A 13,171-nucleotide genomic window follows, 5' to 3' on the forward strand; every position below is an offset into this window, starting at 1 on the left:
TATCCCGGAAGGGAATCGCTACTGCCTTGGTCCATAAAGGATTAGGCAGTTGGGTCATCCTCCCACTCCTCCACGATGAAATGCAGACGAACCGGCTCGGAGGTGTCAAAGCGTCGGCTCGTTGCCCTGCGCTCATGGAATCCAAAGCCTCGCGATACCTTCACATCAAATACCAGGTCTCTAGGCAGCAAGAAGCTCCCCTGATAGAACCCGTCTCGAACTTTCGGGATTTCGAACCCCGCGTGAATTCGAGCATCCGCCGGGGTAGACGGTGGAACGGTCACGCTGATTTCAACTTGCACGTGCTCGGACAAGTCCGGGATCACCTCGATGCTCGTCAGTGCGGTAAGCCCGCCGAAGCTGACCGTTACATCAGCTTTCCCTTCGGCCTGCGGAACGATCAAGCCGTCCGGTCCCACCGTCAGCACTTCCGGACAGTCCACCGTATAGTCTGCCTGGAGTAAACTCATTTCGAAGCCTGTGTCGCAGGTCACTTGGGGATAGAGCCAAACCCGATGCCCTTGCAGCCCCACTTGTCTTCTCCCGTCCAGCCTGATACTGCGCGGACGTCCGATCTCGCCAAACAGATACAGCAGCGGGGAGTGCAACCGTCTGGCCCAAGCGGCTTGGGAGTGGCCCGCCGCCTCATCAAGTAAAAACATCAAATCCTCGCCCGGCGCAAAACCGCTTTGGATCAATTCATCCACAAACGCCCGGACGTGACGAGGCATGATCAGCCCCTCCGCACCGCCGATATCGACCCAAACGCGCAGCGCGGGCGGTTTGACCGGGAAGGAATGGTATATTTTTTGCTCGCGTACCGGTTCAAGATGGTTCATATGGTCCCTTGGTTCATTCACCACCGCATGCACCAGAAAAGGCGACAGGATCGCCACCTGTCCAAAGATGTCCGGACGACGAAAAGCGATATGATAAGAGACAAGTCCGCCCGCAGAAGAACCGATGATCGCCGTATGCTCCCGGTCCGTTAATGTCCGAAACTTAGCATCGATCATCGGCTTCAGTTCCTCAATGAGAAACCTTTCGTACAGATCCCCTTTACAAGTCGTATGGAAAGCTTCTCGAACTCCCGGATGATCATGGAAATACTCCGAGCCCCGTTGATCCTCAATGGACGATACCGCCACGATAATCACTTCTTCCATCCGACCTTCCCGGCTTAACCGCTCGGCCGTTAGGTGCATCTCCCAAGAGTCTCCCTTAGAATCAGACGCAAACATATGCTGTCCATCCTGCGCATAAAGCACCGGGTACCGACGATGCTCCGCTTCCTCATAAGAAGGAGGCAAATAGACATAAACCTCCCGAGCATTGCCCAAAAACCTGGAGTACACATTAGCAAGTGTAACGATTTCCGCTCCCATTCGTAACCATCCCTTCGGCAAGCAAATTTAACTTAAACGATTAATGTTCTAAACTTAAACGTTTAAGTTAAGTTGATATTAGGCTGGCTCTGGGGATTTGTCAACACGATCTCTCACAACAATGAGCAAAAAAAGAACTCTCGATCACCATAAAGGTCAATCAAGAGCTCTTGTTCGTTAAAAATCGATGCGGTCGAGAGGACTCGAACCTCCACGGGGGGTTAGCCCACACGGACCTGAACCGTGCGCGTCTGCCAATTCCGCCACGACCGCATAGTCGATATCGTACAAAATCATATTTTGCAGCGACAAGATAAATCATACCATGTCCAACACCCAAAAGTCAATACTTAACTTTCAAATCCTCCCCCTTGATTAAAAATCATCCATTGGGTTATGATAAGAACATAAGTTCGTATGAAGAGGTGTTGAGCTATGGCCGTTCCCGGCATGAAGGAAGAAGAACTCGCGCTGATCAAGAGCGCGTTGCTGCTTGGTTTTCTGCAGAGAGTATTTCAAAGAGACGCCCGAATCCTTGAGCAAAGCGGGCTGCTGAAGAGCCCCGAAGCTTACGTTGAACTGATCCGGGGCGGTGAGCGCCGCGCAGCGCTGGTCCTCTCGGAAATCCAAGGCAATCTCCGCGAGCGGAACATCGCCATTGAACGCATTCACCAGGATGAGAACGGCATTCAGGCGGAATACCGTTGCCGGGGTTATCGGGGAAATATGCGGATATTGTGGGCCGGCCTGCAGCAGGAGATAACCTCCCGGATGCGCGCTTATTTGAATGGAACCGCACAGACGGCAAGTTCATCCCGAAGAGAACGCATGGAAAAAGGGAACCTCAAGGCTCATCTCCTACCTTAAGGTCCCCTGTTCCCTCATATCTTAATCCACCGGCGAAACTCTAGGCTCTTTCGCAGGTTGATAAATGTAACTGCGGTCCAGCTTCACCACGTTGCGGTTCGGCTTGCGGATTAATACATGCGTATCGTCCCAAGCCACCACGATTCCGCGCACGTCGTTCTCCGGAAGGCCGTCGCGTACGACGCGTATTTTTTCTCCGGACAGCCGGTATTGGTCTAATAATTCATCCGAGATCATCGGATACCCCACCTCCTGGAAATCATTATACAATAGTTGCCGGTCTCGTCCATCTTCCACCCTTGAGGAATACAAGAAAAAGCCCCGCCAGCGAACTAGCGGGACTTCGAACTTTGAATGCTTTCAGCAGCAGCCGGTGCAGCACCGGACTGCATCAGGTTGCTTTGAACCTACGCAAGGGATTAGCGCGAAGCGTGCTCCCTGCTGTCATTCGTTTCAAACCAGAAATCAAGCACTTTGGCCGACATTACTCTTTGCTCCAAATACCCTACTTGTTGCGGGCTGAACTGTTCCTTCCAGGGCACATCGAGCTCTTGGCAAAGCCCGGCTATCGTTAACAATTGCGACCATGCTACATAGCGTTTGTACCAGAAAAACTGGGGATGTTCAAGCATATAGGGATAAAGGTCATCAAACTCGGTATGTTTGCAATCCAGGGCACGTTCAAAAGTTACCTTCGCTTCGGACAATTTCGAAAGAAAAAACTCCGCGTCTACTGCCAATTCTTTCCCCATTCTTTTAGCCTCCTCTCCCTAGTAATCCTCATTATAGCGAAAAAACGGGGGCCTGCAAAGGATTAACCGTAATTTGGCTGCATTTTCTTCGCCCGATTGTCCTTAGTTCGCGAACCTGATTTGTCCGCCCTCCAACGATGCGATGCGGGCCAGCGTCTCCAGACGGATCCCTTGCTCCCGAATCGCCTGGGCTCCGGGCTGGAAGCATTTCTCAATGACGATGCCCGCTCCAACCAGTTCTGCCCCGGATCGTTCAATAATTCGGATCAATCCCCGAGCCGCGTCGCCATTTGCGATAATATCGTCAATGAACAATACCCGGTCGTTCTCTCCAAGAAAATCGCGGGACACCAGAATGTCCGTCACGATCCCTTTCGTAAACGAAGGGACGCGTTCGCACAGCATGTCCGGCTCTGCCAGCAGCGTTTTCTTCCGCCGCGCGAATACAAGCGGGACACCTAACTCATAAGCGGTCGCAAACGCCACCGCAATCCCCGACGACTCCACCGTAATGACGCGAGTGACCCCTTGATCGCGAAACCGCTTGGCAAACTCCTTGCCCATCTCCATCGTCAGTTGCGGATCCACCTGATGGTTCAACAGCCCGTCCAGCTTCAGCACTTGGTCCGAGACGATAACCCCTTGCTCGATGATTTTTTGTTTTAACAATTCCATATCGTTTCCTCCACAGCTCATAATCTATAGCTTCGTCCAACAAGTCAGATTTCGAGTCCGCATCGGGAGCGGCTTGCTGCGGCTGGGTTGTATGTGAGGCCCGCTGGTGTGCGGCTTGGCCGTGTGCGCCGTATCCGGCCCGGTCTGTGTGCGGCACAGGCGGGGGGCCGTATAGGGCGATCAGCCGGGCTGCGCGGGGCCTAGGTGCTATCGGGCCTGACTGCATGCTGCATGGGCGATCCGCTGCGCCTCGTACGGCCCCGGTGATACGCAGCCCGGACAGTGCGTGCGGCTCGGGAAGCGTCTGAACCGTACGCATTACTTCGTTCGCCGCCTGTGCACTGACAGGGTTCGCCCCCCCAAGCAGGCGGTTGCTGAGGCTGACGCTGAGGCTAACGGACCGTACGGCCCTTATTTGCCCATTTCCCGGCTATTTCCCGCGCTAACGGAACCAAGAGACCTTATTCGACCATTTTGCCGGTCAATCCGCTCCATTTTGCCCAAATAAGGTCTTCTCGTTCCGTTAGAATCTGCGAAGCTCGTTACTCCGGCAAATAACGTCTCTCAGTTCCGTTACGTGGACGAATCATGAACCATCGCCGAAGTCTGCCACAACCCTGCCACAGCTCACCGTTAAGCCAGAACTGCAACTGCTTCTGCCGCGCTCGAAAGATGACTTTTTGGACGACCTATAGGTTTTAAGTCATGTCCAGTTCTTGGACAACATACCTTGTACTATATATAGCACAAGAACCGGGGGGAAAACCATGAAAAATGCCGTAAAAGTTCTGCAGATCGCCTTCACCTACATCGGCACCGTCGTTGGCGCCGGTTTCGCGACGGGACAGGAAATTCTTCAGTTTTTCACCCGGTACGGCAAATGGGGCGTATTGACGATCCTGCTATCTACGCTGCTGTTCGTCTGGCTTGGCACCAAAATGATGCTGCTCGCTCGAACGATTCAAGCAGCTTCCTATGAAGACTTAAACCGCCGTTTGTTTGGCGAACGGATCGGCAGTGCGCTCAGCATTTTTACGTTGATCGTGCTCATCGGTGTCAATAGCGTGATGCTGGCAGGCGCCGGCTCCGTCTTTATGGAACACCTGGGATTGCATTATCAGACAGGCCTTTGGATCACTTTGATTGCTACCTATCTGCTGCTGGGCCGGGGAATCAAAGGGGTGCTGCAGTTGAACTCCATCGTGGTCCCGATGATGCTGATTCTCTCCCTCGCCATTATCACCAATACCGCGGGCTCGCCGGGGGCGGCTCGTTTTCTGTCGCTGGAGACGGATCATCCGCTGATCGCCGCTTGGGCTGCGCCGCTGATGTATGCAGCCTTTAACTTGTCCATGGCTCAGGCAGTGCTTGTGCCGATCGGCAGCCATACTGAAAGCCGCCGGGTGATTGTCCTGGGCGGCGTTCTCGGCGGCGTGGGCGTTGGCTTTATGCTAATGGCCGGTCATTTTGCCCTGTCGGCTTACATGCCAGGGATCGTGCAATACGAAATCCCGATGGGCAGCATTGCCGAGCAGCTGGGAACCACCATCCAACTGATCTATGTGCTGCTTATTTTTATGGAAATCTTCAGCACCTTTGTTGCCGACATCTATGGGGTGACCCTTCAACTGCAACAACGGATTCAGGTCCCGCCGATGCTGATTTCGGTTACGATTTTGTGTATCTGTTATATCACCAGCCAGTTTGGCTTCAGCTCCCTGCTGTCGGTGCTGTATCCTGTATTTGGCTTGTTCAGTTTGATTTGGGCGCTCATGTTAGGGATATATCGGCAAAAAGAAACCCCCAGGGGCTAATCCCCCGGGGACCTTCTGGCTGTCTATCAATGATACTCTTGCGCTGCTAAACTTACATGATCAATTTACATATGCACGATCTTGGCTTCCGGCAGCAAGGTTTGGACATGCCGAACCACATGCTCATGGCAAGTCATCATAATGAGTTGCTGGCGGTCCGCAACCTTCCGCAGCACCGACAACGCCCCTACCAGGCGGCCTTCGTCAAAGTTGACGAACAGGTCATCGAGCAGCAACGGCAGCGGATGAGAACCCGATACCGCTTCGGACAAAGCCAGCCGCATCGACAAGTACAGCTGCTCCGCGGTCCCTCGGCTAAGCCGTGCGCTTTCGAGCGGACCTAACTCCGCATGCTCCGCCATCAGCTCCTGCGTGCCGATCTTCATGACGATGCGGCGGTAGGTGCCGCCGGTCATTTCCGCGAAGTATCCCGACGCGGCTCGCAGCACCGCAGGTTGCCGCTCTTCCTCGTAAACCCGGCGTGCACGGCCAATCAGTTCATGGCACACCGCCATCACCGCATACTGATCGAGACGATCGCGCAGAGCCGCCCGCTGCTCCTCCAATTGCTGCATCAGATCGTCCCGTAAACAGCGGGCGGCTAAGCTTTCCTGCTCCTGCAGCAAACGTCCGCGTTGCTCCTGGAGCTGTCCGAGCCAAGCTTCAGCTTGCGCCAGCTCCTGCTCCGCCGTGTCCAAGCGCTGGAGGAGCTCCGCTTCCTCCGTCATCCGCAGCAGCTGCTCCAGCTCCTCCCGCTTCGCTTCGTCCAGTCCTGCAAACAGCATCAACTCCAGCTGCCGCACCTCCCGCTCCAAAGCTTCCCGCCGTTCCTTCGCAGCCCCAAGACGCAGCAGCTCCTCCCCGTCAGCTGCACCCGCTTCGGCGAGCAACGCCTGCTCCGATTCCCGCAATTGCCGCAACCGATCGTCTAAGCGCTGACCCTCTTCCTCCAGCGGTAACAACTGAGCGGAAAGCTGGTCGTGATGTTTCCGCGCTTCGAGCGCACTGTCTAGGCGTGATAAAGCTGCTCGCAGAACTGCTGCGGCCTGATCAGGGGCGGCTGGGTCTCCATAAGCCAAGCATTCCTGTTCAAACCGCTCGTTCTCCGCACGCAGCGCGGCCATCTTAACCGCCAGCCCATCCAAACGGGCCAGCCAGTCCCGTCCTTGCTCCGCGAGGCGGAACACGTCTGCTGCCGCCTCCGGGGACAGATCGGCGGACAGTTTTCGTTCGGTCAGCCACGTTTCCCACTGCCCGGCCAACTCCTCAAAGTTGGCTTCACGGCGCGTCAGCTCGCGTTCAGCAGCCGCGAGCTCGTCCCGGGCGGCGGAGGCCTGGCTCAAGGCGGCCTCCGCCTCGCCCTGAAGCGCGGCGTGGCGCTGATCCCACAGCAGCCACGCCTCCATCAACCGGCGCAGCTGGCGTTCCTCCTCGTCCCAGTCCACCGGACGGGACGAAGGGGCGGCCCCGCTGCGCGACCGGGAAGCGGCCGCGGCGCTCTGCGGATGGCGGACGAGCCGGGACAGGAGCGCGCCAAGCCGCGCTTCCGGGCCGGCGTCGTCGCCAGCGCCGAGCGCGGCCGCACTGCGGCGCAGCCGCCGCTCGCCGGCAGGCGATGCGCTGCGGAAGGCGGCCCGCGCCAGGGCCGCGTCCAGACCCAGCAGCGCTGCTGCCGTGGCGGCGGCCGCCCAAGGCGCGTCCGCCGTCAGCCACAGGATGGCGGGCAGCGCCACCGTCAGCAGGCCGCAGCCGGCGAGCAGCTTGCGGTACAGCGCGCGCATCTGCGCTTCCGCCAGCGCCCTGGCGTCCGCCGCCCGCTGCTCGGACGCGAGCCGCCCCTGGCCTTCCCGCCAGCGGTCCAGCTCGCCGCGCAGCTCGCTCCACAGCGCGCGGATTTCGCTCGGCTGCTGCGGGACCAGCATGGCGAACTGCCGCCGCCCCTCCGCGGCGCTGGCCTCCAGCCGCGCGACCGCTGCCGCAGCGGCCTTCTCCGCGGTTGCCGCGTCCCGCTCCAGCTTGGCGCGCTCGCTCCGCAGCAGCTCCATCTCCTTGTCGTACGCGGCAAACCGCGCCGCAAACCGGCGAACGCTCTCCCGTTCGCCGACCGTCCCGGCAAAAGCGCGCAGCTCCTCCGCGCCCCATGCCGGGTGGATGCTGCGCAGGCACTCGGCCAGCCGCCTCTCGAGCTGCAGCGCTTCCGCCGCCAGCTCGGCGAGCTCGCCCTGCCGGGCCTCGTAGCCCGGCAGGAGGCCGGCCAGCTGCCGCAGCGCCGGCTCCTGCGCCAGCACCGCCGCATCCGGGCGGTGCCGCGCCAGCTCCGCCTGCAGCGCCTCCCGCCGCCGGGCCCACTCGCTGCGCTCCAGCTGCAGGCGCTCGCGTTCCGCCTGCAGCGCCTGCCAGCGCGCCGCCCCCTGCGCGGGGTAGCGGGCGACCGGCGGCAGCGCCGCCAGCTCCGCGCGGAGCGCCTCGCGCTGCAGCCAATCGGCCCGGCTGCCTACCGCTCGCTGCAGCCGGGCCGTCTCCCGGCTGCGCGCGGCGCGGGCCGCTTCGGCTTCCGCCAGCTGCGCGGCCAGCCGCTCCAGCTCCTCCAGCACGTCGTTGTAACGCGGCAGCAGCGCTTTGGCCGCCTCGGCCTCGCGCTCGAGCCGCTCCACCGCCTGGAGGAGCTGAGCGATTTCCTGCGTGCGCCCGCGCGGCCGATACAGCTTGTCCATGTCCTGGACCAAGCGCTTCTCCCCGCGCAGCACCGCTGCTCCGCCGCCAATCCCGGCGTGGAACAGGTAACGGCTCAGCTCCTCCGACTGCAAGGCGCCTACTTCTTGCAGTTCCGTCAGCGACACGGCGAACAGCTGCTTAAACATCGCCTTGGACATGCCGCCGAGCAGCTTCCGCTGCATTTCCTCTTGCGATGCCTCCCGCACGCCGCCTTGTTCATCGCTGCGCGTAATCCGCAGCCGGTCGCCGCGCGTGCCCGGCAAATTTCGTCCCTCCGGCGGCTGCGCATAGCGCTCGATCATCCAGCGCGTTCCGTCAGCGCCCAGGATCGTCAGTACCCCGCCGTGTGCACCGCCCCGCAGCGGCTCATACCGTTCAGCCGCAGCCGCCCGGGTAGGGATGCCAAACAGCATCGCCCGGACAAAGCCCAGCAGCGTGCTTTTGCCTGCTTCATTGGGACCGTACAGCACCGTTACTTGCCCCGGAAGCTCCACGTCCAGGCCATTCAGACGGCCAAAGCCGCTGATCTGCATCCGTTCCAGCTTCATGAGACGCTTCTCCCTTCCCGCGACGTCGGCGTGTCATCATTCAGCAAGGCCGCGGCCAACTCCTCCGCCCGGCGAACCAGCTCCCGCTTGGCTTCCGGGTTCAGCTCCTGCAAGATCCGTCGCAGTTGCCGGTTCTCTGCCACCTGCGCCAGCGCGGTGTCAACCAACTCCTCCACCCGTTCAGGTTCAGCTGCTGTGCGTTCTCCTAACCGGAACAGCTCACCGAGGAAGCTGTCCTCCGCAAGCAGCCCCTCACGGTCCAGCTCCACCCCAGTTTCCAGCTTGAAGCCGGCCGGCCATACGATGCCTTCGCCCTGCCTTGCTTCCACAGCCTCGGCCTCAAAGCGTCCCAGTTCTTTACGCCGCAGCTCCTGCAGCAGCTCTGCCGCTTCCGGCCCCGATTGGAGCATCCCGTGCAGCGGCCCGCGCCCGGTCAAAATCAACCGAACGACCGTCATCCGATCCGGCTCGGCCTCCCGCAGCTCGTCCAGTTGCTCCTCGAGGCTCAGCTTCAAAGCTTCTTCCGTTGCCAGCCCGTCGATGGACAAGCGGCTCTCCAGCCACAACACCTGATCGAGTCGCCGAAACGACAACTCCGCTTCACCGTTCTCCGCAACCTCCACCAAATAGCAGCCCTTTGGTCCGGATTCCTTTAAGCTGCGCCCTTGGATGTTGCCGGGATACACCACCCACGGTGAATCGCAGAGAGTCTGCCGCTTATGGATATGACCCAGCGCCCAATAATCGTATCCCGAGGCCTGCAAATCGCGAAGCGAGCACGGGGCGTATGCGTCATGCCCCTCCTGGCCGTCCACGTTGCCGTGCAGCAGCCCGATGTGGTAGAGGTCCGAGCCTGGCTCGCGCTGATATTGAATCGCCAAGTTCTCATGCACCGCCGGAGTTGGATAAGAAGCCCCGGTCAGCACCGCCACCGGCTCCCCATCGCTGCGCCGTACGGCGGTCACACTTTCCACTTTGGGGCCAAACTCCGTCACATGATCAGGCAAGGCCAACCTGAGCCTCCGGCCGGACAAGGGGTCATGGTTGCCCCGAATCAGATACACCGGAATCCCGTGCTCTCCCAGCTTGTCCCAGCCCTCGCGCAGACGCAGCTGCGCGCGCAGCGAAGAGTCCGATGCGTCGTAAATATCGCCGCTGATCACCACGAAATCAACGGCTTCCTCGATCGCAAGCCGAATCATTCGCTCGAACGCAGTGAAGGTTGATTCCCGCAATAACTCGCGCAGCCGATCCGGCACCCCGGACATCCCCGAAAAAGGGGTATCCAGGTGCAAATCGGCTGCGTGTAGAAAACGAAAGGCTTTCATCCGCACAACAACTCTTTCCTATTTGAATTGCAGGTACAGCTTCTTCAGCTCGTGGACCACCCGATTCAGCGAATAATGGGTTTTCGCCTTCTCCGATCCGCTGCGGGCCAGCTGATAACGGTAATCCGGATCCACGATCACTTTCTCCAGCGCTTCAGCCAACGCCTTCGGATCTTCCGGAGGCACCAGCAGACCGTTCACGCCATCCTCAATTTGCTCAGCAATCCCGCCGATCCGCGTTCCAACGAGCGCAAGACTGCACAGCGCAGCCTCAGCGAACACATTGCCAAAGGCCTCCGCCCGAGAAGGCAATACGAAAATATCAAAGAACGGCATAAATTCTTCCGGATGCAGCGTATACCCGTAAAAAATCGTATCATCATAAATGCCCAATCGTTGCGCCAGCTGCTCCAGCTCCTGACGGATGGGACCGTCGCCAATAATGTGCAGCACATAGTTATGGCCGCGCTTCTTCAGTTCGGCGCACGCATGCAGCAACGTGTCCAGCCCTTTGGCCGGCACGAGGCGGCAGACGGCGACGAGCTGAGCGACTTCATTTTCATGAGGGACCGGTTTAAACCGCTTCTCATCAAACCCGTTCGGGATCACGCCGATAGCCGCAGGATCGTCCACATACGGCGCCAAATACTCGGCAAAAGATTTCGATACGGTGAGCAACCGATCGGTGCGATGCTCCAGCTCGCGGTACAGCGACGTAAGAAACCGGTGCTCCGGCCCGTTCTCTCGGATGCGACCGTTGAGAATCAATTCTTTTTCATAACTCGAGTGAATGCTTTGGATCACCGGCGTCTGCGGGAACACTTCCTTCATCGCCAGCCCTGCGATCGGGTGATGGGCATGAATCAAATCGTACGGCTGTTTCAATCGCAGCTTGGTCCACCACAAATAGTCGCGATAGGTTTGCACGTATTTTTGGACGATCGGGCTGTCCCCGTATTGCTGCCAATCAAAGGTATGGAAAATAACGGGATCGCTCCCCTTCGAACGGATCCGTTTGGGCAGTGAAAACAACTCCATCTCCCAATGTGGAGGATTAAACCGATCTTGCAGGTACGGAATCATCGACGATACGCCACCGGGCTGTTCCGGCGGGAAAAATAAAGCCTGCAGCAGTTTCATTGTGCTTCTCCTTTGCATGTCGTACGTTTTTTGCGTTTAAATCCGCTTCTTTTTCCATTATGCCATAGGCAGGAAGGAACATCCATTCCCCTTTTTTACGAGTCATTAAAAAATCACTGCTTGATCAACTGCCTCTTTTGTGAATAAAAAGGGATATGATAAACTGCTGAAGTATAGATGTTCCGGCCTATGACGGCCTTTTTTAGATTGTGGAAGGAGCAACAACGATGAGCAATCCATACCTGCCAACCTCTTACGTTGAAGCGATAACGGCCCTGCTCGGCCCGGCCGAGACCGAGGCATTCCTAGCAAGCTATGATGCGCCTCGCACCTATGGACTAAGATTTAATACGTTAAAAATTCCTCCGTCCTCCCCGGCGGCTGGCAAGCTCGCGGAGCTGTTCGCCTTGCGTCCGGTACCTTGGTGCGGGACAGGCTATTATTACGAGGAATCCACCCGGCCGGGGAAACACCCTTACCATGCTGCCGGTCTCTATTATATTCAGGAGCCCTCCGCGATGTCCGCCGTGGAGCTGCTTGACCCGCAGCCCGGTCAGACGGTACTGGATTTAGCGGCTGCCCCCGGCGGCAAGACAACCCAAATCGCTGCCAAAATGGCCGGCCAAGGTCTGCTGATCAGCAACGAAATTCACCCGCAGCGCGCACGCATTCTAGCGGAAAACGTGGAGCGTCTCGGCATTCGGAACGCCGTCGTGACGCAGGCAGCACCGCCTGCGCTCTCCGCCCGCTTCCCGCTTGCGTTTGACCGCATCATGCTGGATGCCCCTTGCTCCGGCGAGGGGATGTTCCGCAAGGATCCCGACGCGATCAGTGAGTGGTCTCCGGAGGCCGTGGAGCTGTGTGCTTCCCGGCAATGGGACATCCTGCAGGACGCGGTCGCGATGCTGAAGCCCGGAGGGCGGCTTGCCTACTCGACCTGCACGTTTAACCGTCGTGAGAACGAGGACACCATCGCCCGTCTGTTGGCGGAGTACCCGTTCCTGCGCCTGATCGCCGAGAAGCGAATTTGGCCGCACCGCGAACAAGGGGAAGGCCATTACGTCGCCCTGATCGAACGGGATCATGACGAGAAGGCCCCCGCGATCACCCCTGCTGTCGCCAATCGGGAGTCAGCTGACTCCGGCCGCCGCGGCGGACGTGAGCGCGACCGCAAGCGCGGCGCCCGCTCCGGTCCGTCCGAGCGCAGCGCCGCAGCAGCCTGGGACAGCTTCCGCGCTTGGGCGGCGGACGAGCTTCCTGCCTTCACGCCTCCCGCCGGAGGCACCCCGCTTCTGTTCGGCGAGGCGCTGTACCTGCTTCCGGCCAGCGGCGGTTTGGCGCTGACGCCGGAACACTTAACCGGCCTGAAAGTCCCGCGCGCCGGGCTGCACCTCGGCGACGTCCGCAAAGGCCGGTTTGAGCCCGCCCATGCGCTGGCGATGGCGCTCAGCGCAGATGAAGCCGCCCCGCGTCTGTGGACGCTCAACGCGGAATCGCCGCTCGTCGCCGCCTACCTGCGCGGCGAGACGCTTGAGGTGCCAGCCTCCTTACGCGGCTGGCACCTCGTGACCGTCGCCTGCGGCGACGACCAACATCCGCTGGGCTGGGGCAAAGCCAGCGGCGGACAGCTGAAAAATCACCTGCCCAAAGGATTGCGTCATTAAAGTTTTGAATGCGCCTATTTGCAGGTCACTCCTGCCGGATGTCCAAACGTATACCTCCTTGTTGCATACAATGAACTATCTCGTTTTAAAAACGGGAAACCATCCTGACGTAAGGGAGGAATAACAATGAGTGGAATCCATGGAGGGGGCTTCACTTCAACGGCAGCAATTTTGGTACTGTTCATCTTGCTCGTGATCGTTTCCCGTTCGCTTCTGGTGTAATGCAGCAACGAGCCTGTAAAGAGGTTGGAATCCGGCCTGGATTCCAACCTCTTTTTTTATC

At 59.0% G+C, this 13,171-nt stretch carries 11 protein-coding genes, 1 tRNA gene and 1 pseudogene; 4 read left to right on the forward strand and 9 right to left on the reverse strand.

Features of this window, described 5'->3' with window-relative positions; all coding sequences use genetic code 11:
• Nucleotides 1–41 precede the first annotated feature (41 nt).
• Nucleotides 42–1,385, reverse strand: coding sequence for an alpha/beta hydrolase (locus C812_RS10875; protein ID WP_016312712.1), 1,344 nt, complete (start codon nt 1,383–1,385; stop codon nt 42–44).
• A 188-nt stretch (nt 1,386–1,573) separates the two neighbouring features.
• Nucleotides 1,574–1,658 (reverse strand) — tRNA-Leu (locus C812_RS10880).
• 162 nt (nt 1,659–1,820) lie between these two features.
• On the opposite strand from C812_RS10880, the gene C812_RS10885 reads away from it, so the two are divergent.
• A complete protein-coding gene (locus C812_RS10885; RefSeq protein WP_016312713.1) occupies nt 1,821–2,252 on the forward strand; it encodes a YhjD family protein in 432 nt (143 codons plus the stop codon).
• 21 nt (nt 2,253–2,273) lie between these two features.
• Here the strand turns inward: C812_RS10885 and C812_RS10890 are convergent, their stop codons facing one another.
• The 3 genes from C812_RS10890 to C812_RS10900 form a co-directional block, all read right to left on the reverse strand.
• The gene (locus C812_RS10890; protein ID WP_016312714.1) at nt 2,274–2,489 is read right to left on the reverse strand and encodes a hypothetical protein; all 216 of its coding nucleotides are present in this window, start codon (nt 2,487–2,489) and stop codon (nt 2,274–2,276) included.
• 182 nt (nt 2,490–2,671) lie between these two features.
• Nucleotides 2,672–3,004, reverse strand: coding sequence for a hypothetical protein (locus C812_RS10895; protein WP_009222820.1), 333 nt, complete (start codon nt 3,002–3,004; stop codon nt 2,672–2,674).
• A 102-nt stretch (nt 3,005–3,106) separates the two neighbouring features.
• The gene (locus C812_RS10900) at nt 3,107–3,679 is read right to left on the reverse strand and encodes a xanthine phosphoribosyltransferase (RefSeq protein ID WP_016312715.1); all 573 of its coding nucleotides are present in this window, start codon (nt 3,677–3,679) and stop codon (nt 3,107–3,109) included.
• A 767-nt stretch (nt 3,680–4,446) separates the two neighbouring features.
• Between C812_RS10900 and C812_RS10905 the strand changes: the two genes are divergently transcribed.
• On the forward strand, nt 4,447–5,493 hold the full coding sequence (locus tag C812_RS10905; RefSeq protein WP_016312716.1) for a YkvI family membrane protein: 1,047 nt from the start codon (nt 4,447–4,449) through the stop codon (nt 5,491–5,493).
• 65 nt (nt 5,494–5,558) lie between these two features.
• Here the strand turns inward: C812_RS10905 and C812_RS22840 are convergent, their stop codons facing one another.
• The 4 genes and pseudogenes from C812_RS22840 to C812_RS10920 form a co-directional block, all read right to left on the reverse strand.
• Nucleotides 5,559–7,274 carry an ATP-binding protein gene (locus C812_RS22840; protein ID WP_244268338.1) on the reverse strand — a complete coding sequence of 572 codons (1,716 nt, stop codon included), beginning with the start codon at nt 7,272–7,274 and terminating at the stop codon, nt 5,559–5,561.
• 807 nt (nt 7,275–8,081) lie between these two features.
• Nucleotides 8,082–8,756, reverse strand: a pseudogene (locus tag C812_RS22845) (AAA family ATPase); the annotation flags it as partial.
• Nucleotides 8,753–10,084, reverse strand: coding sequence for a metallophosphoesterase family protein (locus C812_RS10915; RefSeq protein ID WP_036625085.1), 1,332 nt, complete (start codon nt 10,082–10,084; stop codon nt 8,753–8,755). The pseudogene C812_RS22845 and the gene C812_RS10915, both read right to left, overlap by 4 nt.
• Nucleotides 10,085–10,102: 18 nt before the next feature.
• The gene (locus C812_RS10920; protein WP_016312719.1) at nt 10,103–11,224 is read right to left on the reverse strand and encodes a glycosyltransferase family 4 protein; all 1,122 of its coding nucleotides are present in this window, start codon (nt 11,222–11,224) and stop codon (nt 10,103–10,105) included.
• 227 nt (nt 11,225–11,451) lie between these two features.
• Here C812_RS10920 and C812_RS10925 point away from each other — a divergent pair, with 227 nt between their 5' ends.
• A complete protein-coding gene (locus tag C812_RS10925; RefSeq protein ID WP_016312720.1) occupies nt 11,452–12,888 on the forward strand; it encodes an RsmB/NOP family class I SAM-dependent RNA methyltransferase in 1,437 nt (478 codons plus the stop codon).
• Nucleotides 12,889–13,014: 126 nt separating this feature from the next.
• Nucleotides 13,015–13,110 carry a hypothetical protein gene (locus C812_RS22695; RefSeq protein ID WP_009222812.1) on the forward strand — a complete coding sequence of 32 codons (96 nt, stop codon included), beginning with the start codon at nt 13,015–13,017 and terminating at the stop codon, nt 13,108–13,110.
• Nucleotides 13,111–13,171 lie beyond the last annotated feature (61 nt).

Origin of the sequence: Paenibacillus barengoltzii G22 (assembly GCF_000403375.2) — a bacterium.
GTDB classification, from domain to species: domain Bacteria; phylum Bacillota; class Bacilli; order Paenibacillales; family Paenibacillaceae; genus Fontibacillus; species Fontibacillus barengoltzii.

Excerpts from the sequence above, each read along its gene's own strand:
- C812_RS10875 (WP_016312712.1), bottom strand. The coding sequence starts at position 1,385 with ATGGGAGCGGAAATCGTTACACTTGCTAATGTGTACTCCAGGTTTTTG.
- C812_RS10925 (WP_016312720.1), top strand. The coding sequence starts at position 11,452 with ATGAGCAATCCATACCTGCCAACCTCTTACGTTGAAGCGATAACGGCC.
- C812_RS10905 (WP_016312716.1), top strand. The coding sequence starts at position 4,447 with ATGAAAAATGCCGTAAAAGTTCTGCAGATCGCCTTCACCTACATCGGC.
- C812_RS10885 (WP_016312713.1), top strand. The coding sequence starts at position 1,821 with ATGGCCGTTCCCGGCATGAAGGAAGAAGAACTCGCGCTGATCAAGAGC.
- C812_RS22695 (WP_009222812.1), top strand. The coding sequence starts at position 13,015 with ATGAGTGGAATCCATGGAGGGGGCTTCACTTCAACGGCAGCAATTTTG.
- C812_RS22840 (WP_244268338.1), bottom strand. The coding sequence starts at position 7,274 with ATGCGCGCGCTGTACCGCAAGCTGCTCGCCGGCTGCGGCCTGCTGACG.
- C812_RS10890 (WP_016312714.1), bottom strand. The coding sequence starts at position 2,489 with ATGATCTCGGATGAATTATTAGACCAATACCGGCTGTCCGGAGAAAAA.
- C812_RS10915 (WP_036625085.1), bottom strand. The coding sequence starts at position 10,084 with ATGAAAGCCTTTCGTTTTCTACACGCAGCCGATTTGCACCTGGATACC.
- C812_RS10895 (WP_009222820.1), bottom strand. The coding sequence starts at position 3,004 with ATGGGGAAAGAATTGGCAGTAGACGCGGAGTTTTTTCTTTCGAAATTG.
- C812_RS10900 (WP_016312715.1), bottom strand. The coding sequence starts at position 3,679 with ATGGAATTGTTAAAACAAAAAATCATCGAGCAAGGGGTTATCGTCTCG.
- C812_RS10920 (WP_016312719.1), bottom strand. The coding sequence starts at position 11,224 with ATGAAACTGCTGCAGGCTTTATTTTTCCCGCCGGAACAGCCCGGTGGC.